This window comes from Paraburkholderia sp. EG286A (genome assembly GCF_040965375.1).
GTDB lineage: Bacteria > Pseudomonadota > Gammaproteobacteria > Burkholderiales > Burkholderiaceae > Paraburkholderia.
Map to the genome: position 1 here is coordinate 909609 of NZ_JBFRCB010000004.1, position 26534 is coordinate 936142.

Genomic DNA, 26534 nt, shown 5'->3' on the forward strand with positions numbered 1-26534 from the left:
GGGAGGGGATCGTCATGATTTCTGTACTGAAAACGGGCCGTCAGGCAGCGAAGCGTCATCCGGTGTCCCTCGCTGGACTCGTTGCAATTGCAGGTGTCGCAGTGGCCAACCTCTATGGGCTGCAAACGCAGCCGATAGAGGGGGACGCTCCGGGACGGGCTGGCGGGGGTTACGAGAAGGCGTGGGCGGTGGTGGCGGCCTCCGGTGACGCGGGGAAGTTTGTCGCCTCGAACTATCGGACGTGCATCGAAAGCCTCGACACGGGCTACACGATGACGGATTGGTGGCTCACCGTCGTTCACTCGCGTTTGAACACGGCGGCGCAGTGCGGCCTGAAAACCGTCGCGCTTGCGTCGATGAACGGTGACGCGTTTGTCGCCGAGGTGAAGGGCGTGATCAGCAGCCTTCCCACGCAGATTGCCGTGCCTGACCAACCGGCTCGCACGCTCCGATGGTTCGTCATTGACGATCGACCCACGTGACAGGCTAACGGTGAAAGCGATTTCGGGCTCCTCCGTTGATGAGGAAAACGACGCAACCGGATGGGGAGACAGGACATGAGATTCCAGGTCCGCAGCACAATAGCTTTAGCCTGCTGTGTATTCGCGGCGATTGTGGCAGCAGGGAGTCAAGAATGCGTTGCAGCTCCCGACGAGGCCGAGTTCGAGCCTGGCGGCTCCGGCGACGCGCCCCATCCAGGCGCCACACCGTTCCCACGCTTCTTCCCTTTGCATGCGCCGACGGATACGGGGGCGCCCCTGCCGTCCCTGGACATCGCGCTTTGCCTCCCGGACCTGTATTGCTCGCTCCAACACGGGTAGCGCGACGTCGTTGGGGCGCAATGTCTTGTTCCCGCCAGGCGTGAGCCGAAAGGACTGACAGTCAAGCGAAGCGCGGAAAAAACGCAAGGACCCACGGTAAATAGCCGTGGGTCCTTTTTCTTTATGGCGAGGCGTGCGCTACCCGCCCGCCGTGGGGGCGCGCGGGCCGTGTTTCAGTGGCCGCGGCCCTGGTCGTCGTTGTCGCCGTGATGGTCGTCGCGGTCGAAATTACAGGCGTGTGTACGCAGATCCTGCGGCGTGAATCCCGGCAAGTCAGCCGACGAAAACGCGAACACGAAGAACTGGTTCGGATTCGCGATGCCATTCGGGTGATGGGTGTCGGTAATCGTGCCGAGAAAATCGTTGTCGTTGGCGATCACGAGCGTGTGCTTGCGCTGGCCGCTCACGGTCACGTCTTCGCCGAACGCGAGACCTTCCAGCTTCGCCGGAATATCGGCCGTCGCATAGCCGTGCGAGGTCAGCACCGAGACCACGTCGAGGAACAGCGTCTTGGTCAGCGCATAGGGTGCCAGCCCCGCCTCGCCGCTCGCCTGGCTCACGTCCTGCGCATGGTCGAGATCGACGAGAAAGACTTTCTTGAACGACGCCGTCGAGTCGTCGCCGAGGCCATTGCCGTCACGTTCGTCCATCAGCAGCTGGTGATCGTTGACGGCGAGCACGTCGCTGATGGTCGGATATTTCGGCTTAGCAGCGGTGCCGATGTTGCTGAGCGGATAGGCAAACTGCTGCGACTTGCCCGTACGAAGGTCGATGCGCAGGATGCGCGTATAGGCGCCGCTGGTTCCGCCGTCCTGCAGCAAGGGGCTCTGCATCGCGCCGAAGAGCGTCTTGCCGTCCGGCGAGATGGCGAGGCCTTCCATGCCCTTGTTCGCGACGCGGCCCGAGGTGTTCGCGCTGATTTCCGTATTGCCGACGGGACTCAACGTGGACACGGCGAACGAATCGGGCACCTTGATGACATCGATCCGGCGGCCGGTGCGGCGGTCGAAGCGATAGATGTACGGGCCGTATTCATCGGAGATGTAGACGCTCGCGCCGTCGTTGCTCACGCGGATGCTCTCGGGGTCGAGGCGCGCGTCGAGCGGCCAGGTCGACAGGTGCGTAGCCACGAAGTTATCCGAGCGGCCTGTGAAGTAACGCGTGTGCTCGCGGGCGTTGAGCGCGGGCGCGCCGTTGGGCAGGCCTTGCGCAGCGCCACTGCCGTAGACGAGGGCGTCGTCGGTATGCAGGAGCGTGGTGGCGCGCAACTCGGGCGTGAGCGTGTAGGGAAGCGCAGCGCCATTGGCTGCAGGTCGCAGGCGCAGGCGCAAGGTCTGGAAGCGGTTGATGTAGGAGACGGTGTCGTCTACCGCGGCGTTATACGAGACGGCGTTGGGCCCGCGATCGGGCAGGGCGAGGAACGTTTGGCAACCAGCATAGGCGATGCCCGAACCGAGGCCGCCGAGCAGGTTGCCCGCCACGCCGTTTTCGAGCGGGGCGGCGGTTTGGGTGGCGCGGTCGCCGATCGTTCCGCTCAACTGGCCGTTCGCGATCAAGTCAACCGCGCCGTGTGCGTAGTTGGTCAATGCGAAAGCAACGATCCCTGAAGTCATTAGACGGTGTATCTGCAGCATGGTCGATCTCCGTTCGTTGTTGGTCATTCTCGAAGGACGATCCCCGCAGTCATTCTCGTGCCCGTCACCATGCGCATGGCGGTGCGGGCCTTCTCTTGTGATCAAGCTTGCAGATTGTCAGGTTTGTTGATGACGAACGCGTGACGCTTGTGCACGGTGCTGTTTGATCGGGCGACCGAGTCATGGCCGGGAGCCGGGGGGAGGTTCGTTTTCGTTCGTGAATGTTGTACGAGAAAACGATCTTTTTTCGGTTAATCGACGACTGCCAGGGAAACGCGCTACAGATTTCGAGGAAGAAGGCTTCCTCGTCGTTATCCGAAATAGCTGATTCCCGAGACAATCATGAGCAGGTTCAGGAAAACACGCCTTGCAGGCAGGAGGGCATCGTTTAATCTTCGGCCTTCTGACCGACTCCACCAAATGATGGAGGTCGAAACGATCAATCGCGCATACGATCGGAACAGGCGACGATAGTGCCAGAAGGGTTGACGATACACCGGAGCGACCAATGCGATCTGTCTTTTGGTTTGTCGGCTGTGCCTTATACATCCTGTCTTTCTGCTGTTACGCTCAATCCCCGCAGCCGTTGCCGGCGCTAAATATCGACGTCGCGCAGACCTCCGTCTCGGGTCTCTCGTCGGGAGGCTATATGGCGGTTCAGCTGGCCGTTGCGTACTCATCAATCGTCAAGGGTGCAGGTGTCGTCGCGGCGGGACCGTACTTCTGTTCGCAAGGCAATCTGCCGACCGCGATGACGCAGTGTTCGTGTACTGCGTCGCTGCCTTGCGGCGTGTCCGCGACCAGTGCCGCGGTGCCGTCGCTCGTATCGGCTACCCGCCGGGCGTTTACCGGGAAGCTCATTGACGATCCGGCCAACCTTGCTGGACAGCGCGTGATCATGATCTCGGGCCTGAAGGATACGACAGTACCGCAAGCGGTGGTTCAGCAACTCGGCGACTACTACGAGGCGCTGGGGTTGCCCCCAGCCGGTCTGTCGGCGGTATCGCTCGATAACGCAGGCCACACCATGCCGACCCTGAACTACGGGGTGGCGTGCGGCGACACGGTTTCGCCGTTCATCGGAAAGTGCCAGTTTGATGCGGCAAAGGCGATCCTTGGGTGGATCTACGGTCCGGCGCCGCTCAAGCCGCGCACGGGTTCGGCGCCGGCCGGTCATTTCGTGCAGTTCGACCAGACTGCATTCTTGCCGAAAAGCGGACCGTTGAGCGGACCGGGCGCCGCGGGTCTCGATAGCTCTGGCTGGGTCTATATCCCCGACGACTGCAAGGCGGGCGTGCGCTGTCGTTTGCACGTCGCCCTCCATGGCTGCGAGCAGGGGCAGGACTATGTGCCGCTCGATTCATCCGGTAGGAGGCTGTATTACGGCACGACGTTCGTCAGACACGCGGGCTACGACAAATGGGCCGACAACAATCAGATCGTCGTGCTGTTCCCGCAGGCGGTCGTCATCCCGGGGACCAATCCGCTTGGGTGCTGGGACTGGTGGGGCTATACCGATTCGCACTTCGCCGATCAGAAGGGCGTGCAGATGCAGGCCATCCGCGCGATGATCGACAGGCTCAGTTCGGGAGCGAATCAGTGATGTATTGCTTGCGCCGAGGCGGGCCGGGCTGACCATTCGCGTGCGTGTAAGGCTACATGCATTAGAGACCCATTGCTCGTTTCACGTCGTCGTAACGGAGCACGGTGCTCACGCAGAGCTATTACGCTTGACCGACGGTGTGTCAGGGATGCGCGTTCCCGACTGCTAAACGGACGCACCAGATCCCATTGGCGAAGGATGGCGACGATTTGGCTCGCGTATTCGTCGCGCAGCACTGGCGTTTCGGAATGGTACGCGCCGATGGCAGTCCACGTGTTGCCGTACTTGTTCATCATCTGCCGCAGATGCCAGGCGGCGATGTACACATTGCTGCAAGGCTCCATCAACGTACCCCGCGAAATACCGTACCGCGCAAGTACGGGCAGATGCACGGAGTTGATCTGCATGACACCGTAATCGGTCGAGCCGTTGGCGTTTCTGTGCAGAGCGGCGGGACTGTTATGCGATTCCTGCCAGGCGATGGCCCGCAGTATCAGTGGATTGACTCTCTGATAACGGGCCGCCTCGTCGAAGCAGTCTGCGCGTGCTGAACCAGTGCCCAACAGCGCGACAAGCCCAGCGGCGACAGTGAGTGAGTTCGGAATCATCGGTCGCAATAGCCAGCGTTGCCATCCCTCAATCGATGCGAGCAACGGTAATGTGTGCGATCAGGCGGATGAGATCGCCCTGGCCACGCGTCGCCGTCTTCGTGAAGAGGTGGTGTAGATGGGTGCGAACCGTTGAGGGCATCACGCGCGTGCCCTCTGCAATGTCGTTGGGGCTACGGCCTTCCGCGAGTTCACAGGCCACGCGCGCTTCTGCTGGCGTCAGCCCGAACAGCGCAGTCAGCCGCGCTTCAAGCCCGCGGCGCGCGCGGCATGAATCGACCAGCATCAGCATGGCTGCGCGCCCCTGAGCATTGGTCACCGGCAGGCCGTGCCGGCTGCCCAGCGGGGTTACCAGCACCTGCAGGGGACCAGCCGGTGGCTGGCGCTCCAGAAGCATCGCGCCTCCCGCTCGCTGAATACCTTCATTGCATGTTGCCCTCGCGATGAGCGCATGCAATTGCGCGGTCGACGCCGCACTCAGCCCGACCAGTCTTTGCTGCACGGTCGCGATCCCGCCGGAGCCTGCGAACATCGCTTCGGCCGCGCGATTGGCGAATATCACGCGCGCTTCGCGATCCACGATGATAACGGCGTGCACAAACGCATCCAGTGCGTCGCTTCGCGCCTGTTCGCGCACGCACACGCCATGGAGATGGTGGGCGGTACGCAGGGCATTCTGAACGTGAGGCAACACCGAGGCCAGTACATCCAGATCCTGCTGCCGGTACGGAGCGATGCTGCCGCGCCCGGCTCCCAGCAAGCCGTCTATGCCGTCCCGGGTTGATAACCTGACGCCAGCGAAGTGATTCAGTCCCTGCGGCCGGGCCCAGTCCTGGTAGAACTCAGACCGGTCAAGGATCGAACGGGACACAATCATCGGGTCCGTCACGACGGCGCCGGGTTGACACCTCGCGGTGAAAGACGTCATCGGATCGAGAGCCCCGTAGTGGTCGTCGTAGGCACGCCTGAACGACGGGTCGATGCCGCTCCAGTCATTCAATGACCAGGCCGCGCCCGGCGCACCGACCTGCACCGAGATACACTGCGCGCCGATCCGCTCGGCCAGAGCGTGCAGCACCTCCGGCCAACTCGATCGGCCAAGGCCGGCGTCGTGGATCGAGTCGATCAGTGGATTCAGGTCACCTGCTGAACTCACGGAGATTTCCCTGAGGAGCAAGCACGCCGCAATGCAAAGCCCGTGTGCCGCGACGAGATCGCAACTCCTCGCAAGGACCGCAACTTCGGGCGCGTGGAAGGCGAGTAACACCTCCCGAAAAACTCCATCAGGTGATGGAGGCGAGCACGGTCGGTATGAAGTATAGGACGGCGCAAACGTGGCAGCGCTGATGCCTCGTTCATTTTTGTCCCGGTGTGTTGCCGTCATGCGCATAGCCATCAGCATCGGCAGCGGTCGCGATGAGGCGTGAGGTTCGGTCCCGCCGTCGCAGCGGTGTACTGCGCGCTGCAACGAGCCGTTCGCAGGCTTGCACGTTCCCTCCACCAGATGATGGACGCCGGCCGGTTCCCCGGCGACTACCGTGAAAGTGTGGCGTGCTGTCAGCCCTATGGGCGGCCGTTGGTTAAAGCCGTGGTGCGTGACTTCTGAGTGGAGTTTTCCATGAACTGACACGGGCGCGCTCACCGTCACGGTCAGTCAGGCGCGTGCCTGGCCGCGATCGCCGGCCAGGGGGCGTGAGGACCGTACCGCGCCATAACGGCGTAATCTGGTTTATCGGACGGAGGTTGCATGCGCAAACTGAAAACTGCGATTGCGCACACACTCGCCACGGCGCTTGCTTCCATTGCTCTGGTGACCATTGTTCGTATGGTAGCGGCCGACGCGGGTAGCGTTGCCTGATCGCGGTTTGAACCATCATGGAACTCATTGCCGTAAGCGGTCTGAGAAAGATCTACCGTACGCGAGACGGCCCGGTGATCGCGTTGCAGGACATACGCTTTGCGATCGAGAAGGAGCAATTCGTTGCGATCGTCGGACCCTCTGGCTGCGGAAAGTTCACGCTCCTCAAGATCCTGATCGGGCTTATACCGGCCTCGCAGGGTGAGGCTCGACTCAGTGGGATTGCGATTACGGGACAAGGAGACGATACGAAACGACCGTAAGCAGGCGGTTGCGCTCGCTCAGGGGTACGCGAAGGGTACGGTGTTCACCATCGCGAACCCGGAGGCGGCGATCCGTATTCTGTGGGAGATCTATCCCGAAACGAAGCCGACAGGCATCGAGGCGGCGCTTCGTCAAGGAGTGAATACGCTTGAGGCGCGCATCCCGAACTGGAAGCTCGATAAATCGGGAGTGTCGAAATGGGGTGAGAGTTCCGAGGGGAATTACGCAGCGTATACGGACTTCATGCAGAAGTGGGGAGTGACAAAGGCGAAGTTGGCGCCAAACGATCTCATGACAAATGATCTCATCACTGAGATCAACGCGTTCAACCAGAACGAAATCATTGCCATGGCGAAGGCATACAGGAAATGAAGCAGGGTGCGCAGCGCCACGTTGACGGGCTGTGTGCGGACTCGCGTCGTACCGGCTCATGCAGGAAAAAGTGGGGAGTTTTGAAGTTGTTCGCAGGCACAGCGATCGCATGGAGTTCAGCAGATGACACAAGGCAGCTATGACGTGGTGATCGCGGGCGGTGGCCTTGGCGGGGCCGCGCTCGGGCGCGCACTGGCGAGTGCCGGTGTGCACACCGCACTGATCTATCCAGTCGGCACCCAGCGATTTCGCACGTATTTTGTCTCGTGGGGCGGACAGCGCGCGCAACGAGCGGCGCGCCAGCGTTTTTTCGTTGAAGGCGAGATTTTGCCGGGCGGATGAACAGGTGCCGGGCATTCGCACTTTCGACCGCTACGACATTGACAATCCCTTCGCACCGGAAATTGCCCGGCTCAGGCATGCGACGCAGTCCCGGAAGCCGGTTGACCTGTTATCTCCATCATACGATGGAGGCGGTTGGATTCGCAGGCCACTAGCCTCAAGATGCGGGGTTGACCAATCCGCATGGCGCCCGGCAATCCTGGTCCGTCCGGCACGAGTACGCGTCGACTCTGCGCCTGTTCATCGGACTACGAATCAGACGGCGCGATCCAGGCGATTTCATGATCCGCTGGCGAATGGATCTCCCAGTGCGCTCGCGATTCCCATGTCATTGACGCCACCGGACCATCCGGGACCGTGGTGTCGGGAGGTCTTCACGATGAAACCAGGGGTTAGCCGTCGCGAAATACTCAAGGCGGGTGCTGCCACAGCTGCGCTGTCCGCCTGGGCATTGACTGGGCTCGCTGCAACGATGTCATCCCGTTCCAGGGAACTTTACGATGCAGCGAAGAAGGAGGGCGAACTCACCTGGTACACCGCGCACTCAGACGACACCACAGCCCAGGCCCTCGGGCGCGACTTTGAGGCCGGTTGGCCAGGAATCAGGACAAGCGTCGTGCGTACCACTGCGCAGGTGGCGTTCCAGCGCGTGTCGCAGGAGCTCAAGGCGGGTGCCGTCCAGGTTGACGTATTCAGTTCCTCGGACGTGGGTCACTACGTCTATCTGAAAGCGCAGAACGCACTGGCACGATACACGCCGGAAAGCGCCGGCAATGTGCTTGCGCTGTACCAGCACTACGATCCGGACGGCTACTACCACGTCACTTCGGCGGGACTCATCGGGATGGTCCACAACCCGGGCCGGCTCCGTTCATCCGAGGCACCGGGAAACTGGAGCGACCTGGCCGCGCCGAAATGGAAGGATTCGATCGCGCTGGGGCATCCGGGCTATAGCGGCTACGTCGGTACCTGGGCCGTGATGATGCGCAAGCTGTACGGCTGGCAGTTCTTCGAGAGTCTGGCAAAGAACGATCCGCAGATCGGCCGCTCGATTAACGACACGATCACTATGGTCAACGCCGGTGAGCGTCTTGTTGCCGGCACTGCACTGATGGCGACGGCGGCCGAAAGCATGCAGAAAGGCAACCCGCTTGCGATGATCTATCCGACCGACGGCACAGTGCTGATCCTTGCCCCATCAGGCATCATGAAAAGCGCGAGGCATCCAAATGCCGCACGGCTGTTCATGGAATACCTGCTCAGTGTGGAGGCATCGAAAATCTGGGTTGATCACTTCTTCGAGCCGATTCGCCCGGAAGTCGCAGCCTCCCCGAGGATCAAGTCAGCCAGGGAACTCAAGGTCATCCGCCCCGACAGCGAAGAAATCGTCCGCGGTATACCTGAGGTGATCGCGCAGTGGCGCGACACCTTCGGCGTATGAGTGCCTGCGACGCCGCGAGCAGCGATCACGATGAGCAAGCCGTTGAACACACAGGTTGTTCCGCCCGCGGTGACTGCGCCGATAACCAGGCTGCACCACCTCGAGCCTGCGATGCTGGTGTGGCTGGCCCTGCTGGCCGTGCTCGTTTTTCTCGTTGCTAGCCCGTTGCTTCACCTCTTGCGTGTGAGCCTGCAGGATGCGCGTACCGGCAATCTGACGTTTGCGAATTATCGTGATGCATACGCGAGCGTGCGCCATCTTCGGGCGTTGCTGAATTCACTCGAGCTGGGCGCTGGTGTTGCATTGCTTGCAGGTGCACTAGGCGTACCACTAGCGTGGGCGAATTCGCGCACTGACATGCCGGCCAAATCGTTAGTGCGGCTTCTGGTGCTGGGAGCGTTCGTCATGCCGCCTTATCTCGGGGCGATCAGCTGGATCCTGCTGGCAGGTCCGAATGCAGGATGGCTCAACCGCTCCTGGATGGCATTGACGGGCTCTGCTCACGGCGTGTTCAACATTTACTCGATGAGCGGACTCATCATCGTCGTCGCCGCTGCTTCCTATCCCTACGTGTTCGTGTTCACAACCTCGGCGCTCGATCTGGTCTCGTCGGAAATGGAGGACGCCGCAAACATTCTCGGTGCCGGTACGTTGCAGACTGCGTTTCGCGTGACGCTGCCCCTCGTGCTGCCCGCGATCCTCGGAGGGCTCATCGTCAGCTTTCTCGAGACAATCGCGTTGTTCGGCGCGCCCGCAATGATTGCGCTCCCGGCACGCTTTCAGGTCGTCTCGACGCAGTTGTGGCAGTTCTTCGAATACCCCGTGCGCGTTGAGGAAGCCGCCGCGTATTCCATTCCGCTTCTGCTTCTCACCATGCTGATGTTTTGTGTCCAGCGGCGCATCACCCGCCGTAAAGGCTTCATGGCCGTCACGGGCAAGGCCGGGGAGCGCAGACTGATCCACCTTGGACGATGGAGGTGGTCCATGCTCGCGTATGCGATTTTTGTTGGCGCCGTCTCGTTGCTCCTTCCGGTCGCGACCTTGTTGCAGGCTGCTTTTTCGAAGGCATGGGGGAGGGGCCTTTCCCTCCATAACCTCACACTCGGGAATTTCCACTATCTGCTGGTCGAGCAGACACAGGCGCAACAGGCGATCGTCAATACGCTCCTCTACGCGGGCGCAACCGCGTTCGCAGCAATCGGTCTTGCGTTTGGTGTCGCTTACGTCGAGAGCCGCAAGCTGGTCCGATGGAGCAGCGCGCTGGGTTTTCTGTGCATGACGCCCTTCGTGATACCGGGTGTCGTGCTTGCGATCGGCTTTTACGCTGCCTACGCGCCGCCACCGCTCTCGCTCTACGGTTCGGCCGCGATCGTCATTTTTGCATTTACGGCGCGCTTTCTGCCGATTGCCTATACGTCGAGTGCCGCCGGCATGCTTAGTATCAGTCCGGAGTTGGAGGACGCGGTGCGCATTCTGGGTGGTGGGCGATTTGTCGCGATGCGCAAGGTCCTCGCACCGTTACTCAAACGCAGTCTCGCGGGCGCGTGGATACTCGTATTTATCCCCGCCGCGCGCGAACTATCGGTGGCCATCTTTCTCGCGGTGCCAAACACCCGTGTCATTTCGGTGATGCTGCTCGACCTCTCCGAGGAGGGTAATTTCGAGGTTCTGGCTGCGCTCGGCGTGATTCTTCTTGCTGTTTCGACGAGTGTTGCCGCTGTTGGCTGGCGCATTATCGGACGCGACTTCATGTTGCGGAGCCATTGAATGAGCGAGCTTGCCCTGTGCGGTATCACGAAACGCTTCGCCGATGCCCTTGCGATAGACGACCTGAACCTGTCGCTCGATGAGGGGCAATTCCTGTCGCTGCTGGGGCCCTCTGGCTGCGGCAAGACGACGACGCTGAGGATGATCGCCGGCTTCATCGGGCCGAGCGCGGGGACCATCGAAATGGATGGCGCCGTTTTGTCGTCGGCGGCCGCGGTCGTTCCGCCGGAGCGACGGCACATGTCCATGATCTTTCAGAGCTACGCGGTGTGGCCCAACATGACTGTTGAGGAGAACGTGGCGTTTGGGCTGAATCTGCGTCGACTGCCTCGCGAGGAGGTGAGCAGGCGGGTGGGCGAAATGCTCGAACTGGTGCATCTGGGTGAACTTGCGCAGCGCTATCCCGCCGAATTGAGCGGCGGCCAGCAACAACGCGTGGCGCTGGCACGCGCCATTGTCATCCGCCCCTCAGTGCTGTTGCTCGACGAGCCGCTATCGAATCTCGACGCTCACCTGCGCGAGGAAATGCGCATCGAGATTCGAAAGCTGCATGACGAACTCCGCATGACGACGATATACGTCACTCACGATCAGGCGGACGCGATGGTGACGTCGGACCGGATCGCCGTGATGAATCAGGGCCGACTTGAGCAGGTGGACGAACCGCAAACGCTATATACCCGGCCCCGAACACGTTTTGTCGCCAGCTTCGTCGGACGAACCAACTTCATCGACGGCCTGTGTGCTGGCGACGACATCGTATTCGACCTGTTCAGTGTACCGCGCCGGGCGCTACCTGAAGGGGCAGCGCTCACCGGTAGGGTGACGTTCTCTGTGCGGCCACAAGCCTTGCGCTTCTCGCGTGAAGCGTCGAAACATGATGGCGCAGGGCCACGACTGCAGGCGAGGATAATCGGGCGCGCATATCTGGGCGAGCACTGGGACTATTCGGCCGTAGCCGTGGCGGGCACGCCGCGCTTGCACGTGAAAACGCCGCCAGTCGAACGCTATGAGATTGGGGAAGTCCTCTGGCTGGAATTCGATCCTGCCCAGATGGTGGCGGTCGATTGAACGCGGTGGCTGCAATGTGCAACCCGCGCTTCTGGAGCATGGAGATGAGGGAAGAACACGACCACCCGGGCGCGCTCAGCGAGATGGATCTGCGAGTGCGCGCATTGCAGACCGTCCTCGCGCAAAAGGGTTATATCGATCCCGCTGCTATCGATGCATTGATCGACACCTACGAAACGAAGATCGGACCACGCAATGGCGCTCGCGTTGTCGCGAAGGCGTGGACAGACCCGGTCTATCGAAGGTGGCTGTTCGAGGATGCGAGCGCCGCCATTGCGTCGCTAGGTTACTCGGGGAGGCAGATGGTTGCGCTCGAGAATACGGCGTCGCGCCACAACATGGTCGTGTGCACGCTTTGCAGCTGCTATCCCTGGCCTGTGCTCGGCTTGCCGCCTGTCTGGTACAAGAGCGCGCCGTACCGCGCGCGAGTGGTCAGGGACCCGCGTGGCGTGTTGCGCGAGTTCGGCGTTACGCTACCAGATTCGACGGAGATCCGTGTTTGGGACTCGACTGCAGAATTGCGCTATCTGGTTATTCCGCGACGCCCCGAAGGCGCGGAGACCCTGAGCGAGGACGAGCTTGCGGCACTGGTCACGCGCGACTCGATGATTGGCACGGGTCTCCCGAAGGTTCCCGGGGAGGCAAAATGACTTACCACTCACACGCGGATCTGGGCGGAAAGCCCGGTCTCGGCGCTATCTTGCTGGAGAGCGACGGCAAGGTTTTCCACGCGGACTGGGAAGGGCGCACGCACGCGCTCACGCTGTCGATGATGGCAAGCCGCGCTTTCAACATCGACATGGGACGGCGCGCGCGTGAGACGCTCGCGGACTATGCCGGCCTCAGCTACTACCAGATCTGGTTCGCGGCGCTGGTGGGCCTCCTCATCGAAAATGGACTGGTCGAAGAGGATGAGCTGGCGGCATGTCGCATGCTGCACCCGCCAATGCCGCTGACGGAAGTTCTCCACGCGGCCGGCGTCCCGGCGTTGGTATCGAAGACGCGATCGACACACCGTCAGTTGCCCTCCGCGGCGCGGTTCAAGGTTGGCGAGACGGTGCGAACGCACGGGTCCCCGGTGCCGCACCATACCCGCTTGCCGGCCTACGCACGCGGAAAGGTTGGTTGCATTGAACAGATTCGAGGCGCGCATATTTTCGCGGACGCGCATGCACACGGCCTGGGTGAAGACCCGCAATGGCTCTATTCAGTCGTGTTCGATGGACGTGAGCTATGGGGTGGCGACGCGTCGTGTGTGATGAGCGTCGCGCTCGACGCGTGGGAGCCCTATCTGGAGACGCTGCCATGAACGAGCCTTTCACCGGCTTGCTGCGTCAGGTTCGCGATGATGACGGGCCGGTATTTCACGCGCCATGGGAGGCTTCGGCGTTCGCAATGGCTGTGCTGCTTCGCGAACGCGGCCTGTTCGCCTGGGATGAGTGGACTCGGACGCTCGCCGCAGAAATTACCGCCGCGCAGGCGAGGGGCGATCTCGACCACGGCGATACCTACTACTTGCATTGGCTCGCGGCGCTCGAGTCGCTCGTGACATCGAAGGGCGCGAGTTGCGAAGAGGAACTCAGCCGGTATCGGCGCGCATGGGACCAAGCCATGACACGCACGCCTCACGGCCGGCCAATTGAACTTCGACCTGAGGATTTAACGGGGAAGTGTGCGCAAAGCGAACCTCGGTCGTGAGCGGCCGCAATAGCTGGCGGCACTCCCGTACGGAAGTTCCAGCAGCACCTTGCGTTCTATCGTTGTGAGTGGTGCCTTGGCAACTAGCAGTCAGTGGCGTGCGATCATGTTGAAAGCGCTTTCACTCGGCTGCATGAGGCTCGGCCAGCGCCTTTGGTTCAAACGCGGGCACCGGCTTCTCATCTGGTTGCACTAGCGTTGCGACCGACTGAAAAGGACCCGCCAACGCATCGATGGTGATCGTTGGTGCCTCGCTCGGCAACCATTCCCTGGCTTCGGGTCTGAAGCGAACGACGACGAAGCCGAGCAACACCAGGGCGATGACGACGTGGATCAAGAATGCGCTCAGTTCGAGGCCGTCGAGTTCATGTTTCATCGCCATTCTCCAGATCAAACCTCGTCGCCGCCTGCGGGTTCCCGTTCGCACATATCCCCTGAAATCCGCTCCGGATACGCGCAGCGGCTGTGCCACGCTTTGCGTTTGATTCGTCCTTCGGCACCGCTTGCATGGGCGCCTCCCAGACGAACAGGACGAGCGCCTTGAGCTCGTCAACCGTCATCCGTGGGGTAGTCGCAGTGCCCATACTGTCGGTGCCAAGCAGCAGGCCCTTGCCCGCAAATGCCTCGCCGGGATAAAACTTCCGGATGGTCCAGCGGCGATGTTCAGCGAGGGGGAGGCGCCGCCTTTCTCTGTCGACGTAAATCTCATCCCCCTTGGGCAACAGCACGGCGTCAAACAACGTGCATTCAATGAGCCGAGAGATTTGCAGGTAGGTGCCGCCGCACCTGACCTTTCTGATGGTGTTTGCAAATGGATCAACCAAGATGCCCTTCACGCTCTGCCTCCCAGGTGCAAAGGTAAGAGATTCACTCTCCAGAAATAAGTAAAAAAATGCGCTGTTGCCGTTGCGTCTCGACGAAGAGGGCCCCGGGGCCCGGACCGACGGAAACTCTCTGTGTCACAGGAGTAGCTGGGTGGGTCTCCTCACGCTATTCCACTTATCGCTTTATAGTTGAAACACCCCCGTCGAAACAGCCGGTGTGCGAGCATTCAAAGCTGATTCTGATGTGACTGCACTGGCGTCAGGAGCCGTAGATCGATGTTTCCATCTTCGATCACATAGGGGTTTGCGTTCGAATCCACGGCAATATGCGCCGGGGCGGATACGTTTTACGCTGGCAGTCGATAGCGGTACGCGAGCGTTGAGGATAGGGGGACTTCACGATCTGCACATGATGCATTTGCACCATTATGGGTGCCTGCCTGAGCTTGCAAACGAGCAGTGACCACGTGCGCTTCGCGCGGCTCGCCACCCACGTCACGGGCGTTGCAAACTTCTCCGATCTCTACTGGAGCCTCACCGCGACGTTGGTACATGGAGTTGGTTGCGCATGAAAGTTTCGTGGACCCCTGCACGTTCGACGTGATCGTGCAGGACTTCTGGGCTGCGGCGCAATCCGCTATACTCGCGCCCACTGAATTGGCGTTGGAGCAACTGGTTTTCGCGCGCCGGGACCCACTCCTCGACATCGACGCCGAGTGGCGGACCTGGAAGCGGCTCTTTCCGAGCGCGTGGTGCGCCGAAGTCGATGCCGGACACTTCGTCCATCTGGAGGTGCCGGCGACGCGCTGGTGGAGCATCAACTAGCGGCCCGCGCGTCGAAACTCCTCAGCCAGTTCGGCCTTGTTGTGCACACCGACGCGATCGTGTATGGCCTGCAGATGATTTCGAACAGTTGCAGGCGAGAGTCGCAGGATTTTGGCAATGGCCTTGTGGGTCAGGCCGGAGACCGCGAGCTTCGCCACCTCGAGTTCTCTGGGCGACAGTGTGTCGACCGGCATGCGCGCGCGAGCCCGCACAAAGACCATGTCGTGCAGCACATCCATCCATGCAATCACCGCGCGCCCCTGAAACCGCGACCGGGCGCGCGTATCGAAAAGACTCACGAGCGTCGCCGGCAAGTCGCGGTGCATGAGCGTGGGCCACTCCTGACGCAACAGGTCGCAGAAGCCGGGATCCACGAACCGGAAATCGCCCACCACGTCACAGATCGCGAGATGCCACGCCGCGCCGCCCGCGAGCGGGCGGATACGGGCCATCTGGAATGCAAGGCTCGTGTTCAAGGCCTCCCTCAGATGTGGAAACACAAGCTCGAGCCGTCTGCGATGCGCTTCGTCGAATGGTTTGTCAGCGTATGCACCATAGATCGAGATGGCTTGGTGCAAACCATGCTCGCCCGCCTTGCTCATGACAATCAATCCCTGCATGTGGCGGTATCGATGTACATAATTCAGCATTCCCGGGTCGGAGTTACGCGCGCAGACTTCGTGCAGCTGAAAATTCGAGACCGTGTCGAGATGCGTGAGGCACCACCTGGCCACGGGGTCATGTTCCCGCACGACGTCGTAGTCCCTGAGGCTATCGGGCGAATCGTTGAACAGGAATGGCGCGTGGAACGCTGCACCGCGCTCATCATGACGCGTAGTTCCCCAGCGCGCCGCGTCAAACGACACGAGGCGCTTGAGCAGCGTGAGTGCCTGCTCCTGGAAGTGCTCGAAGGGTAGTTCGCGGGCCGCGCGATGTAGCAAAAGCAGAAACTCACTGAGTTCGTGCACGGTGCCTCCGTTGTCAACTCCAGCTTTCCCCCGGCTGAAAACGGCAAACACCAGCATGTAATCCTGCTTTGGTCTCTATCTTGATAGCATAAAATTGAGCGGACCCAAAATCAGGGATGGTCCTAACGGCCGGTTTGTGAAGTGCGCTGTCCCTGTAGCGCATTTGAATCCTTGGAGGGTGTATTGATTGCGGGGCCGGTTGTTCGTCAGCGTGACGTCTGCTATGGGCTTCACCCCGTGGTATGCAGCGCTCAAAGGGTTGTTCACCCCGGGCTCGGCTGCAGTCGCGCTGTCCGTGCACCGGTGAGCGCGCCCGGTGGTGCGTTCTTTCAACATCCGGGTTGGCGCTACTGCGACGTCCGATGATATGTCTCGAGGAGACATAGGATGCTTTTGAAGTCACGTGGTCTATTTACAGGACTCCAGACTAGTGTGGTCATGACAGAATGTGCGGAAGGTAACGCATAATGCCTGAAAGAAAGATTACAATTCGACAGCTGCTTCAATGTACCAAATTCAGAAATGGAGCCGGACGCAGAATTTTGTCAGTTGAATTCGTTCGACATTGCGATTCGCTGGTACCGGCGATACGAGGCGGCAGGCGTTCATGTGTCCAGCGTAAAACCGTCACGTGGCTGTCTAGAACTTCAAAAGAACAGGGACATCGCCGTGGAGAAGAAAGACCATCTCATTGGGGATCTATATGAGGCCGCCCTGAATCAGGACGGCTTCCTGGAGACTATCCAACGGGTGGCAGAATGGGTCGGTGCCGATATCTTCCACATGTACAGCATCGACGTGCGCCGGAACGTCCCGCGGTTTTCGCATTACACGCCAACGGCGACCAGTTTCGGCGCGATGATAGCCAGGTATGTGGAGTACTACCGGGACCTCGATCCACGTGTGAACCTTGTGTACGGCCATGCGCCAAACACCTGGTTTGCCTGTCAGGACCACTTCAGTGAGAGTTACGTTTCCCGAAGCGAATTCTTCCAGGATTTTCTGATTCCGAACGGACTACGTTACATGTTCGGAACACGTATTGCCTCTGGGGGATGCGATGACGTTCTGGTGGCGCTGGTGCGGGCGGCAGGGCAGCCTGCCTTTACGAAACGCAACCGCGATGAGTTGACATCGGTGAGCGGGCATTTGCAGCGTGCCATCAGGTGTTGGCAGGGCGCCTGCGAATTGCATCACAGCGCGGCAATCGGTGCTGAAATATCAGGACAATTAAATGTCGCCGCAATCGTGCTGGACAGACACATGCGATCGGTGTCATTGAATCCAGAGGCGGAAACGATGTTGCGAAAGGCGAATGGTTTGAAACTGCGAGACGGTCGGCTTGTCGCCACGTCAAGTCGGCTGAACGATGCACTTCAGCTGGCATTCACACGCGTGGCCAGGACGAGGCACGGCGAGACGCTCGTTCTGGATAGTGAGCTCAATAGCGCTCACCAGATTTTTCTGAGCATCAATGCGTTACCGAGCCAAACGGGCGCTGCACGAACGGGCGGCCCTGGCCTTCTGATCATGGCACGATATCGGGATGGCGCACGCCTTGTCACTGCCAGCCAATTGCGCCAGGCATTCGACTTGAGCGCGGCCGAAGCCGCGGTTGCTGAAGCCCTGATCGACGGGAAATCGCCTGACGATTACGCCAGCCAGAAACGTGTCAGCATCGCGACGGTAAGAACGCAGCTGCGCGCTGTGTTCGAGAAGACCGGCACCCGGTCTCAGGCTGAAGCCGTCGCACTCATGATGTGGGTGCTGACGCAACGCACTACGACGGACGCCGAGGTTCGCCGCAGCGCGTCGCCATCCGATGAGCCTTGAACCCGGCTCGCGAGAATAGCCCAGCGTATCAACGAGGCCGATGCGTTGCCATGGTCGGAGCTTGCCCCCGCGTTGCTCAATTCAACGTGAGCAATCAGATCATTTCGATTGCCCGCGTCATCCCTAAATCCTTCCTCCATTTGGATGATGCGACCGCAAATGTCCCGGTGCTTTACTACCTGTACCCGTCGTCCGCGCGCGCTCGTGCGAGACAGGGGATCAGGCGATGAGAATCCACCAGAACAGGCACGGGAGACAGGAAATGAATCGTTCAGTTAATCTAAAATTGACGATGGTCGTCATCGCGTCGTGCGCGACGGTCATGCTAACCGGCTGCGGAGGCAGTGGCTCGAGTGGTTCGTCATCGTCCTCGGCAGAGCAGACGCCGTCGTCCTTGAGCGGAACGGTTGCCGCCGGGAACGCCGTTGCCAACGCGTACGTCCAGATCATCGATGCGAACGGAAAGTCTTTGAACGCGACGGCAGATGCGTCCGGCAACTACGCTGCTTCCCTCAGCGGCCTGAGCACTCCACTGCTGATCGCCGCCAACGACCCGGCCGGTATGCAGCCTGCGCTTTACTCCGTGCTCGCCGCGCTGCCGACCGGTTCCGCGCCAGCCGTAGTCAACGTGACGACGTTGACGACTGCGCTTTCCGCGTTGCTCACGGCGAGCGGCAACCCCGTTGACCTTGCCCAGAGCGGCAGCCTGAGTGCGCACGTCACTCAATCGGCGGTCGATTCGGCAAGCGCGACGCTCAACGCCGCGCTGAAAGACATCCTGAGTCAGAATGGTCTGGACACCGCTTCGTTCAATGCAGTCGCCTCACCATTCGTCGCTAACCATACTGGGCAGGACGCTGTCATCGACAGCGTTCAGATGATTCCCGCCCCGGCAGCCGGTTTCAAACTTGTTTCGGCGGGTGATCCATCTGTCGCTATCGTGCTAAACAGCAACGCAACGCCCGGGGCGCCGCTCGCGGCATTGCCGGTACCTGCCAACTTCCTCGCGTCAGTCACGGCATTGCTCGGCCAATGCCTGGGCGGCACGAGCGCTTCCTGTACGCAGGCGCTTGATTCCAGCTATCTCGAGAATGGCCATACCACGTTCCTTGGTGCGCATCCGGAAATGGCGGCGTCCGGAATCACGCTGGGGTATCCGACGACGCTGAAGTTCCTGTCTGGGAGCAGCACCCTAAAGGCGCTCGTTGCATACCCATTCACGCGCTCCGATGGCACGGGTGGAGCGTTCGTGACGGTCGCGCAGCAGACGGGCAGCGAAAGCTGGAATATTGTCGGCAATCAGCAGCAGTTCGACGTCAGGATCACGTCGATGCTCGAGCGCCGTCAGTTCGTTGATACCGACGACGCGCCGTATTCCCGCTATGACGCAGGTCTGCTCGTTGACATTCCGGTGGGCGGAGCGAATCCTGCCAGCCTCGCTTCGGCGGCGGTAAGCGGGCCGGGAATCAACGGCACTGCGTATCTCTTGCCGAGCGCCGCAACGGGCAGTGGCGAGTTCGCCTTCAGCAGTCGTCAATTGACGGCAGTCCCCACTGGCGGTCTCCTGTCGCAATCGAATACCGCGCTATATCGCTGGTCGTGGCAGGCACTTCCCGGAGCGACGGGAACGTATAGCCCGGGCGCCGATTCACTGGGCTTCAATACACCCGCGCCAATTGACACCTCGTCGGTCCCGATGTACGCCACGTACACCGTGACATTTTACGACTCGACGGGTGCGCAGATAGGGCAGTCGATGAGCGTAACGAATCCATCGCCAGTGATGACGGCTGCAAACGGATCGGGGGTCACGTGGCAAACGCTTTCCAGCGCCACGATCCAGTCCTTTCTAACACCGGGCGGTGCGGCGTCTGGCGTTGCGACTCAGATGACGGCGGCATGGTCGACGTCCTTTGGGCAGCTTGCGGATGCAGCGCCGCTGGTCACGTCGCTGGAGGCCTCGGCATTTCCGGGCACCGGCGCAGCCTCGACGACGATCGTCGATGGATGGTGGACGGGCCCAGCAGCAAACACCGCCTCCGGACAGTACTCGGCCACTGCGACGGCGGGCGTGAACAGCAGTGGGATTGCGGAATGCTCGGGCTGTCAGTTTCCAGCGTTGATGCGCGGGGGGGCACGCATCGTTTCGTTGGACTGGAATACGGTGACTCATGCGCGCTACTTCAACATCTGGAAGGTGTACGAGTGAGCGGTCTAAAAGCGTGGCTCAACGGGGAGGGGCGGGGGCTGGGTGGTTGGTCCAACGGGCCTCTCCATTGCGAAACGGGACGTCGCGAACGGGGGATTCGAAGTGAAATGCCTGCTTACGATAGGTTCAGTTTGTTTGCTTCTGCAGTGGGATACTGCGGCCGCACAGGAAGCACACGTGCTGACAAAAGACGAATTGCTTCAGATGTTGCCCGGTTCGACAGTCGTCAGTATCGACCAAAGCGGCGTAAACCGTCGCTGGACGAACGAACCAGACGGCAATTTTTTCGGTAACGGCTCGATACTCGGTCGGGGAATCAGTTTCAACGCGCCGGGTGATTGGCATGTGTCCGACGACGGAAAATATTGCGTTCACATCGAATGGAATCGGCTATACGAAAACTGGTGCGCGCTAGTACAGAAAATGCCAGGTGGAAAATATACGATCGTCGAGAAGGGTAATTCAGGCACTTTGCCGCAAGCAATCGAGATCACCGGCAAGTGATGCGTCTCGACGATCAATGGGACTTCCTGGCCAACCGGCTGACTCAATGCCGCCGCTCGAGTGGACACCACGTGAGGGGCAGCTTCTGGCGTCTTTCCGTCGACCCGGCGTTGCCTTCCCGTCAGACGAGCGATTCGCATACCACCGTTCAACATTGTCGGATCTGCTCGTGCGGCGAGTGACCTACTTTGCGCGGCGGATCCGGTGACGAGCAGCGTGATGGCAGTGAGGATGAGGAACTGGCCTGAAGTCATCCCGGCCCACCGGACCGGGATTCCCTCCGGTTGCACGCGCGCACGGCTACTCGCCGCCTCCATAGTCGAGCGTCGCAGGATCGGAGTTCTTGAAAATCAGGTAGTCGGGGATCTGAAGCGGGTTGCCAGCCGGCGCGATGATGGCGCAGGCCTTGGTCGCGACGTCGCATCTGCGCAGTTGGCCCGCCGTGGTCGGATCGCCACTGGAGATCGGGATGTACAGCTTGTTGCCGGGCCCGAAGAGAATGGCCTTCGCATAGGCGCGCGGTGCAGTTCCTGCCCACAGCACGAGCGAGTCGAGGCGCGCGCCCGTTTTGCCACTGAGCTTCAGGATCTGGTCGCTACCACCGGAAACGCCGCGGAAGCTGGTGACCCAGAGATTGCCGTCCTTGTCGAAAACCAGCCCCTCGGGACGGTGCAGCTCCGGCACGGTCTGATTCGAGGCAAACTGGTCGACGAAGGCGCCCGTGGCCGCATTGAACCGCAGGACATAGCCTACATTCGGCTCATCCGGGTTGCTTGAGTAAGGGCAACCCCATTGACGATACGTACAGCAGGCCGTCGGGCCCGAACACGAGGCCGCGCGGATAGAACCGTCCGGTGAACTTGCTCCGGTCGAGACTGCCAAGGAAAGCGCTGTTGTACCGCCTGACGGACCCCTCATTGCTGCAATCACCGTTCTGCGTCCCGACATCCGCCACATAGTAGTTGTTGTCGGGCCCACCTCGCACGAGACCTCGAGGCGCGTACGGGGCGTTTGCGCTCGTTGCCGCAACCTGGACAGTGTTGTTCCCCTCATCGCCGATGAAAAGCTGCTGGGCGCTAGAGACGAGATGCTGGCCGAAAGTATACCGATTCCGAGCAGCAGGGGTAGCAGGAAGGCACGCACGGGGTAACGCCGCGCTGCCGATGGTGTGTGGCAAGGCAAAATCAAAGCGATCGCAGTCATGTGAGATCTCCAGTTCCAGAGAGAGGTTCCCGGTTCGCCCAGGACAACGGGCAGCATCGGCTAGCGCGCAACGTGCGCAAGCGGTATCGCGTCGTCACGCGGCATGTGCAATGCTCGCGGGCGGCGACGACGTCGCGGCGGCCGCTTCAACAGGAACCACCAGCGCCTGGCTCGATTGCAGATCCAATACCGGTTCGCAGGCGTCTTCTGTTTCTGTAGTGAAACTTGCGCTCAGTTCGGTCTGAACCTGGCGCCGGAGCGGGGCCAGAAGTTCGGGCCGAAGCCCGTCGCCACGCTGGGCGGCGATTGGGTGGAGCGAGAGAAGCAGCAGCATGTTTGACTCCTTTCAGGCAAAACGTGAGCCGTCCGCGCGCCCGCGAGTGCGGGCCACGTGGTCGGTGCTGGCGATGTTCAGGTGTAGGTAAGGGTCTTTGCTATTGAGTACAGCTGAGGGTATCGCTGCTAGTCCACTATATTGGCGTGTGTAGCAATACACCTCCATCACCTGATGGAGGGACAGCTCTTGTAACGCATTCAAATGCAGGACTGTGACTCGTCGACGTGAACGGAACCAATTTGGAGCGAGGCGCGCGATCCGAGCGTTGTGCGGTTCGAGATGGACTGCATCTGTTCTCTATCTGTAGCCTGGCCTGGCGGCCTGATTCTCATCCAGGTTCCATCGCATTTCGTCCTGGCTTTCTTGTGGTTCCTGGACGGTGTTTCGGTACGTCTGTGTGGCGTAGCGGTGCCTTGGGCGCGATTTCGATCCCTTCGGCTTACACAACAATATTCGTTTGGAATGCGATGTTTTCGATTGCCGAGACGACGTCGGCCACGCACGAAGAGCTCCGGGAAATGCTCTGCATATTCGTGACAACGCGCTGGACAGCTTGTCCGCCTTCGCCCGCGAGTTGGGTTGCGCTGCGCGCCGACTGATGAGCCTGCAATGCATCCTCCGCGTTCTGCTTCACGGTGGCGGTCAGGTGCATACTCGCCGCGGTTTTCGCCACGCGAAGACGCCTGTTCCCCTGTTCGTACGCGATTCGGCGCAATCGACGGGCACTGAGACGATCACGAGCCATCGTATGACGCACTCGTGGGAGGCCATCCCGGACGAAAATCGCGAAGTCCAGCTACCCCCTTTGAAGGGGGTGTTTCGTCAGGACCAAACCTCTAGCATAGGAAGGCTAGCTCTCGAACGAAACTCGTTTCTGGCCAAAATCACACCCACCGTAAAGTTATCCCTGGAGTTCTGGGAGACCCACATTCTGTCCACGGCCGAAGCATACCAGCGCACGCGACAGGAACGACACTGGGATATCCACCTGAGACTGTAGATCGATGGCTGGCAGTCGATGTGTGCAAGGAGGGGCAGGTGATGCAACTGCGTCGTCGAATTTCACCGTTTGGCGGCACTGCATTGGCGGTCGGAATGGTGGTCGGGTCCGGCGTCTTCGGGCTCCCGGGCCTTGCTTTGCAACTCAGTTCACCGCAGATCGCGGCATTTGGATGGCTAGCCTGCGCGATTGCCTGCCTGCCCCTGCTTTGCGTGTTTGCAATTCTCGGCACTCGCTACGCGTGTGCGGCAGGCATCGCAAGATATGCCGAAGCGGCACTCGGCCGCCGGGCCGAATATGCTGTGACTGTCGTTCTTTGCGGCACCTTTCCACTTACCGTCCCTGCACAATCGATGATCGGTGCGAGCTATGCGCTCGTTGCCTTCGGGCTTGGCCAGGAAAATCTGATCCCCGCATCCGCTTTCATCCTCTTCGTCGCGGTGGCATTCAACCTATGCGGCGCACGCACGACTTCGTTCATCAATATGATCACGCTCGCGCTGATCGTCACCGCAGTAATTGCGCTCGGGACCGTGCGTCACTCGAGTCTTTACTCCGGCGTATTGCTGTGGACTCACCCGGACTGGACGGGCGCCACACTATCACAGGTGTGGAAAGTGAGCGCCTTGATCTTCTGGGCATTTGTGGGCTGGGAGAATGTATCGTTCAGCCTCGAGGAGTTCAGAGATCCGCAGCGGACGATCAAGCGGGTCTACTTCTCCAGTTTTGTGGTGGTGGTAGTGCTGTATTTCTTGCTGGCCGCGACCATTAATGGTGCATCGGGAGAAGACACAGGTGTAAACGTAACGGAAGGCATCGCAAATCTCGTCCCCTTGCGCTGGCGGGCGTTGTTTTCTTTCGTGACGCTGATTGTTATTCAGGCCACCGCCAACGCGTGGGTCTTCGCCGCAAGCCGGCTCTTCTACGCAGCGGGCCGAAACCACCTGTTGCCAGGGATTTTTGCGAACCTGAACGCACGAGGCAACCCGCGCAACGCGGTACTCCTGGTGGCTGCGTCGTTTTCTATCGTGTTGGCTACGGTGACGTTCTTTCACGTCAGTGTCGCGGATCTCGTGCTGGTGGCGAATCAGAACTTCCTGGTGCTCTATCTGGTATGCATCTACGCATGCTGGAAGGTCGAAAGCGGACTGCAGCGATGGTTTTTGACGCCGCTCGCCCTATTGTCGTGCGGTTTTCTGCTCTCAGGCTTCAGCTACAAGATTATCTACCCAATTTTTCTGCTCGGCGTTGGCATGCTATGCCAGCGCTCTCGCGACGAGCGGCCGCTTATCAACCTGGCTGAAGACCGTTTGCCGCCCAATATCTAGCAGCAAGGAATGCGTCCGATGGACGGTGTACGGCTTTGGCTATCTTTGATCCCTTTTTGCCCGCCAAGTTTTTAATCAAAGTGTAGCCGGAAGGCTCGCATCCTTCCTCGCACAAGCGCCAGGCGAGGGCGTACGCGACATGTGCCATAGCGCTGAAAATCAACAAACTTGAGTTCGACCCAGAGAATTTCGTTTTCTTGGCATTTCACTTTCGTCTGTACTACAACAGGAGCATCAGCATCACATACGAAGCATTTTGAGTTTCCGCCCTGGTTTCAAAACGTCGAGGAGAATGACAAAGGTGTACGACTGACTGATTACAAGGCGGAGAGGTTCGATGTCGAAGAAGTATGCGGAACAAGCTGGTTACGTGCGACGCCTATGCTCGTTGGGTTGTGATCCGCGCGTCATCATCCCGCAGGTGACTGAAGTGTTGAGGAAAATCGCGGATGCGGAATGGGGAATGTTCTTTTATGCTGACGAGCACTTTGGATTGTCCGACGTCTACAGCGAAAATCAAGCGGTTCTGGATGTCATGCCGGTCTATTTTGCCCATGTGCATAACACGTCGAACCAGGAGGTTCTCGGCGTCGATTTCACTTCGGCGATGCGGCGCGGGCGTGGCTATGTAAACAGTCTGCAATACGATAAAGCCCTCCTTGGCAGTGTTCTCTACGGTGAATTGTGGTGCCCGACCGGAATCCGTCACAGTCTCGAACTCACCGCGTCGGACGGAAGAAGGGGTTGGGGCAGCTTGCAACTGGCAAGGCCGCCTGGAAGCCGCCCATTCACTGACCGAAATCACGCGGACATTGAACCCTTCGCGCGTCATATAGCGCATGCAATTTCCTGCCCCAAACAGATGTCGTCTCTCGATGCCGATTCACCCACCACGGCGCTCGCGGTGACCGATGGAAAAGGCAAGATACTGTTGCGCACCGCCGAAGCATCCAGATTGCTTTGCCTCGCGTGTGGATCCTCGACGTTCAGACGGCCCGACTCACAGCTACCGGAGTGTGTTGCCCCGTTATTGAATGTGTTCAATCACTTATGGCGCGGGGCTCCGGTGCCTCCCGCTGTCACGGAACATCGCAATTCATCGGGCCGATTCGTATTCAGAGCCTATCGCTTTGATGTCAATGAATCATTCAAACGCGGCCTGTCCGTCGCCGTCTATATCGAACACTATGCGCCGCTTGAATTCGAGTCGGAAAAGCGGGGTTTTGAGCTCGGTTTGAGCGAGCGCCAGAGAGAAATTTGCGCCCACCTCTTGCTCGGGCGATCACACCGCGAAATTGGGCGGTTGCTCAACGTTCGGGAAAGCACGGTAGTAGATCACGTGCGAAAGATGTACTACAAGCTGGATGTGCACAATCACGACGAACTGACACACGTCCTCCGAGGCCGGCGCCAATAGACGCGTTCACGGCGACAATATCTCCACTGTTTGGGACCCGCTGAGGGCCAAGTCAGTCGGCGCGGCGATTGGCCACAACCAGTGGCGCCACCGCCCCGCGACCTGCAAAGTCCGCTTGCGTCGGCGCCGGTGGGGTTCGTTGACCGAGCAATGCGGTCCCAGTGAACCCGGGGCTTGAGTTGGCCTTAATGAATTCTCCGACTGCTTCTTTGCCCTTGGTCGCGGCGTTCTCGTCGTAGTCAATCGTTGTGCCGCGCTCGATAGAGGAAACGCTATAACTAAAAGGTTAATTCGCGTTCCTTATCAACGACAATATATGAGCTTCAGGTAAGGTCAATGACGCGACGCCGGTTTTCCATAACCGATGTGAGAGCGCCATAGATCACTGGACGGCCGGGGCTGTTGAAACGGCCGCCAAGTCCCATGACTGCAGCGATCTTCTCGGGGGAAACGAGTTGCACGGCGCGCTCCCATCACAGCAAGCTCAAGCCCGGCGTCGCCGCACACCTGAGAACGTCCAGATACCGTCTGGGGCCACCTGACGTCGCCGGAGCGGAAATGCAGCCGTGCGCAAGAGAAGGGCGATGTTCCATCACAATGCGTCTCC

At 60.1% G+C, this 26534-nt stretch carries 25 protein-coding genes and 1 pseudogene; 17 read left to right on the forward strand and 9 right to left on the reverse strand.

Annotated elements, in window-relative coordinates:
- The first annotated feature begins 14 nt into the window (after positions 1 to 14).
- Complete coding sequence (locus tag AB4Y35_RS23055) at positions 15 to 482, forward strand: hypothetical protein (protein WP_368706074.1); 468 nt, start codon at positions 15 to 17, stop codon at positions 480 to 482.
- Positions 483 to 994: 512 nt separating this feature from the next.
- Here the strand turns inward: AB4Y35_RS23055 and AB4Y35_RS23060 are convergent.
- Positions 995 to 2455 (reverse strand): esterase-like activity of phytase family protein, encoded by a 1461-nt coding sequence (locus AB4Y35_RS23060; protein WP_368706075.1) that lies wholly within the window; start codon positions 2453 to 2455, stop codon positions 995 to 997.
- Positions 2456 to 3104: 649 nt separating this feature from the next.
- On the opposite strand from AB4Y35_RS23060, the gene AB4Y35_RS23065 reads away from it, so the two are divergent.
- Positions 3105 to 4058, forward strand: coding sequence for a poly(3-hydroxybutyrate) depolymerase (locus tag AB4Y35_RS23065; protein WP_368706076.1), 954 nt, complete (start codon positions 3105 to 3107; stop codon positions 4056 to 4058).
- A gap of 176 nt (positions 4059 to 4234) precedes the next feature.
- Here the strand turns inward: AB4Y35_RS23065 and AB4Y35_RS23070 are convergent.
- Positions 4235 to 4666, reverse strand: a pseudogene (locus AB4Y35_RS23070) (lytic transglycosylase domain-containing protein); the annotation flags it as partial.
- A gap of 28 nt (positions 4667 to 4694) precedes the next feature.
- Entirely contained in the window at positions 4695 to 5822 is a 1128-nt protein-coding gene (locus AB4Y35_RS23075) for a helix-turn-helix transcriptional regulator (RefSeq protein ID WP_368706077.1), read from the reverse strand.
- 719 nt (positions 5823 to 6541) lie between these two features.
- On the opposite strand from AB4Y35_RS23075, the gene AB4Y35_RS23080 reads away from it, so the two are divergent.
- The 9 genes from AB4Y35_RS23080 (at position 6542) to AB4Y35_RS23120 (ending at position 13479) form a co-directional block, all read left to right on the forward strand.
- Complete coding sequence (locus AB4Y35_RS23080) at positions 6542 to 6787, forward strand: ATP-binding cassette domain-containing protein (protein ID WP_368706078.1); 246 nt, start codon at positions 6542 to 6544, stop codon at positions 6785 to 6787.
- A 40-nt stretch (positions 6788 to 6827) separates the two neighbouring features.
- Complete coding sequence (locus AB4Y35_RS23085; RefSeq protein WP_368706079.1) at positions 6828 to 7160, forward strand: hypothetical protein; 333 nt, start codon at positions 6828 to 6830, stop codon at positions 7158 to 7160.
- 123 nt (positions 7161 to 7283) lie between these two features.
- Positions 7284 to 7502 carry a hypothetical protein gene (locus AB4Y35_RS23090; protein ID WP_368706080.1) on the forward strand — a complete coding sequence of 73 codons (219 nt, stop codon included), beginning with the start codon at positions 7284 to 7286 and terminating at the stop codon, positions 7500 to 7502.
- A 379-nt stretch (positions 7503 to 7881) separates the two neighbouring features.
- Positions 7882 to 8943, forward strand: a complete 1062-nt coding sequence (locus AB4Y35_RS23095) for an ABC transporter substrate-binding protein (RefSeq protein ID WP_368706081.1) — start codon at positions 7882 to 7884, stop codon at positions 8941 to 8943.
- Between the two features lie 30 nt (positions 8944 to 8973).
- Positions 8974 to 10710: an ABC transporter permease gene (locus AB4Y35_RS23100; RefSeq protein ID WP_368706082.1), complete on the forward strand. Its 1737-nt coding sequence runs from the start codon at positions 8974 to 8976 to the stop codon at positions 10708 to 10710.
- Positions 10711 to 11781, forward strand: coding sequence for an ABC transporter ATP-binding protein (locus AB4Y35_RS23105; protein ID WP_368706083.1), 1071 nt, complete (start codon positions 10711 to 10713; stop codon positions 11779 to 11781). It begins immediately after the preceding gene.
- A gap of 44 nt (positions 11782 to 11825) precedes the next feature.
- Positions 11826 to 12431, forward strand: coding sequence for a nitrile hydratase subunit alpha (gene nthA / locus AB4Y35_RS23110; RefSeq protein WP_368706084.1), 606 nt, complete (start codon positions 11826 to 11828; stop codon positions 12429 to 12431).
- Positions 12428 to 13090, forward strand: coding sequence for a nitrile hydratase subunit beta (nthB, locus tag AB4Y35_RS23115; protein WP_368706085.1), 663 nt, complete (start codon positions 12428 to 12430; stop codon positions 13088 to 13090). Before nthA ends, nthB begins: the two co-directional genes overlap by 4 nt.
- Entirely contained in the window at positions 13087 to 13479 is a 393-nt protein-coding gene (locus AB4Y35_RS23120; protein ID WP_368706086.1) for a nitrile hydratase accessory protein, read from the forward strand. Before nthB ends, AB4Y35_RS23120 begins: the two co-directional genes overlap by 4 nt.
- 121 nt (positions 13480 to 13600) lie before the next feature.
- Here the strand turns inward: AB4Y35_RS23120 and AB4Y35_RS23125 are convergent, their stop codons facing one another.
- Together AB4Y35_RS23125 and AB4Y35_RS23130 are read right to left on the reverse strand one after the other, a co-directional pair.
- Entirely contained in the window at positions 13601 to 13855 is a 255-nt protein-coding gene (locus tag AB4Y35_RS23125) for a hypothetical protein (protein ID WP_368706087.1), read from the reverse strand.
- On the reverse strand, positions 13845 to 14315 hold the full coding sequence (locus tag AB4Y35_RS23130; RefSeq protein ID WP_368706088.1) for a hypothetical protein: 471 nt from the start codon (positions 14313 to 14315) through the stop codon (positions 13845 to 13847). The genes AB4Y35_RS23125 and AB4Y35_RS23130 overlap by 11 nt, the downstream gene beginning before the upstream one ends.
- A 567-nt stretch (positions 14316 to 14882) precedes the next feature.
- On the opposite strand from AB4Y35_RS23130, the gene AB4Y35_RS23135 reads away from it, so the two are divergent.
- Positions 14883 to 15128, forward strand: a complete 246-nt coding sequence (locus tag AB4Y35_RS23135) for a hypothetical protein (RefSeq protein ID WP_368706089.1) — start codon at positions 14883 to 14885, stop codon at positions 15126 to 15128.
- On the opposite strand, the gene AB4Y35_RS23140 is transcribed toward AB4Y35_RS23135, so the two are convergent.
- Complete coding sequence (locus AB4Y35_RS23140) at positions 15125 to 16153, reverse strand: response regulator transcription factor (RefSeq protein WP_368706090.1); 1029 nt, start codon at positions 16151 to 16153, stop codon at positions 15125 to 15127. The genes AB4Y35_RS23135 and AB4Y35_RS23140 overlap by 4 nt on opposite strands.
- A gap of 465 nt (positions 16154 to 16618) precedes the next feature.
- Between AB4Y35_RS23140 and AB4Y35_RS23145 the strand changes: the two genes are divergently transcribed.
- From AB4Y35_RS23145 to AB4Y35_RS23155, 3 genes are all read left to right on the forward strand, one after another.
- Complete coding sequence (locus AB4Y35_RS23145) at positions 16619 to 17929, forward strand: helix-turn-helix transcriptional regulator (RefSeq protein ID WP_368706091.1); 1311 nt, start codon at positions 16619 to 16621, stop codon at positions 17927 to 17929.
- Between the two features lie 262 nt (positions 17930 to 18191).
- Positions 18192 to 20138 carry a hypothetical protein gene (locus tag AB4Y35_RS23150; RefSeq protein WP_368706092.1) on the forward strand — a complete coding sequence of 649 codons (1947 nt, stop codon included), beginning with the start codon at positions 18192 to 18194 and terminating at the stop codon, positions 20136 to 20138.
- Positions 20139 to 20315: 177 nt separating this feature from the next.
- Positions 20316 to 20642, forward strand: a complete 327-nt coding sequence (locus AB4Y35_RS23155) for a hypothetical protein (protein WP_368706093.1) — start codon at positions 20316 to 20318, stop codon at positions 20640 to 20642.
- A 300-nt stretch (positions 20643 to 20942) separates the two neighbouring features.
- Here AB4Y35_RS23155 and AB4Y35_RS23160 read toward each other — a convergent pair whose 3' ends face one another.
- The 3 genes from AB4Y35_RS23160 to AB4Y35_RS23170 all read right to left on the reverse strand — a co-directional run bounded on the left by AB4Y35_RS23160 (position 20943) and on the right by AB4Y35_RS23170 (position 22855).
- On the reverse strand, positions 20943 to 21524 hold the full coding sequence (locus AB4Y35_RS23160) for a hypothetical protein (protein WP_368706094.1): 582 nt from the start codon (positions 21522 to 21524) through the stop codon (positions 20943 to 20945).
- Positions 21525 to 21939: 415 nt separating this feature from the next.
- Positions 21940 to 22179, reverse strand: a complete 240-nt coding sequence (locus AB4Y35_RS23165; RefSeq protein WP_368706095.1) for a hypothetical protein — start codon at positions 22177 to 22179, stop codon at positions 21940 to 21942.
- Between the two features lie 442 nt (positions 22180 to 22621).
- Positions 22622 to 22855, reverse strand: coding sequence for a methyl-accepting chemotaxis protein (locus AB4Y35_RS23170; protein WP_368706096.1), 234 nt, complete (start codon positions 22853 to 22855; stop codon positions 22622 to 22624).
- Positions 22856 to 23223: 368 nt separating this feature from the next.
- On the opposite strand from AB4Y35_RS23170, the gene AB4Y35_RS23175 reads away from it, so the two are divergent.
- Positions 23224 to 24510 (forward strand): APC family permease, encoded by a 1287-nt coding sequence (locus tag AB4Y35_RS23175; protein WP_368706144.1) that lies wholly within the window; start codon positions 23224 to 23226, stop codon positions 24508 to 24510.
- Positions 24511 to 24847: 337 nt separating this feature from the next.
- Complete coding sequence (locus AB4Y35_RS23180; protein ID WP_368706097.1) at positions 24848 to 25927, forward strand: helix-turn-helix transcriptional regulator; 1080 nt, start codon at positions 24848 to 24850, stop codon at positions 25925 to 25927.
- The last annotated feature ends 607 nt before the right edge of the window (positions 25928 to 26534 follow it).

Excerpts from the sequence above, each read along its gene's own strand:
- nthA (WP_368706084.1), top strand. The coding sequence starts at position 11,826 with ATGAGGGAAGAACACGACCACCCGGGCGCGCTCAGCGAGATGGATCTG.
- AB4Y35_RS23175 (WP_368706144.1), top strand. The coding sequence starts at position 23,224 with ATGCAACTGCGTCGTCGAATTTCACCGTTTGGCGGCACTGCATTGGCG.
- AB4Y35_RS23060 (WP_368706075.1), bottom strand. The coding sequence starts at position 2,455 with ATGCTGCAGATACACCGTCTAATGACTTCAGGGATCGTTGCTTTCGCA.
- AB4Y35_RS23105 (WP_368706083.1), top strand. The coding sequence starts at position 10,711 with ATGAGCGAGCTTGCCCTGTGCGGTATCACGAAACGCTTCGCCGATGCC.
- AB4Y35_RS23180 (WP_368706097.1), top strand. The coding sequence starts at position 24,848 with ATGTCGAAGAAGTATGCGGAACAAGCTGGTTACGTGCGACGCCTATGC.
- AB4Y35_RS23065 (WP_368706076.1), top strand. The coding sequence starts at position 3,105 with ATGGCGGTTCAGCTGGCCGTTGCGTACTCATCAATCGTCAAGGGTGCA.
- AB4Y35_RS23090 (WP_368706080.1), top strand. The coding sequence starts at position 7,284 with ATGACACAAGGCAGCTATGACGTGGTGATCGCGGGCGGTGGCCTTGGC.
- AB4Y35_RS23140 (WP_368706090.1), bottom strand. The coding sequence starts at position 16,153 with ATGCTGGTGTTTGCCGTTTTCAGCCGGGGGAAAGCTGGAGTTGACAAC.
- AB4Y35_RS23125 (WP_368706087.1), bottom strand. The coding sequence starts at position 13,855 with ATGAAACATGAACTCGACGGCCTCGAACTGAGCGCATTCTTGATCCAC.
- AB4Y35_RS23055 (WP_368706074.1), top strand. The coding sequence starts at position 15 with ATGATTTCTGTACTGAAAACGGGCCGTCAGGCAGCGAAGCGTCATCCG.
- AB4Y35_RS23145 (WP_368706091.1), top strand. The coding sequence starts at position 16,619 with ATGGAGCCGGACGCAGAATTTTGTCAGTTGAATTCGTTCGACATTGCG.
- AB4Y35_RS23095 (WP_368706081.1), top strand. The coding sequence starts at position 7,882 with ATGAAACCAGGGGTTAGCCGTCGCGAAATACTCAAGGCGGGTGCTGCC.
- nthB (WP_368706085.1), top strand. The coding sequence starts at position 12,428 with ATGACTTACCACTCACACGCGGATCTGGGCGGAAAGCCCGGTCTCGGC.
- AB4Y35_RS23165 (WP_368706095.1), bottom strand. The coding sequence starts at position 22,179 with ATGCTGCTGCTTCTCTCGCTCCACCCAATCGCCGCCCAGCGTGGCGAC.
- AB4Y35_RS23150 (WP_368706092.1), top strand. The coding sequence starts at position 18,192 with ATGAATCGTTCAGTTAATCTAAAATTGACGATGGTCGTCATCGCGTCG.
- AB4Y35_RS23120 (WP_368706086.1), top strand. The coding sequence starts at position 13,087 with ATGAACGAGCCTTTCACCGGCTTGCTGCGTCAGGTTCGCGATGATGAC.
- AB4Y35_RS23100 (WP_368706082.1), top strand. The coding sequence starts at position 8,974 with ATGAGCAAGCCGTTGAACACACAGGTTGTTCCGCCCGCGGTGACTGCG.
- AB4Y35_RS23080 (WP_368706078.1), top strand. The coding sequence starts at position 6,542 with ATGGAACTCATTGCCGTAAGCGGTCTGAGAAAGATCTACCGTACGCGA.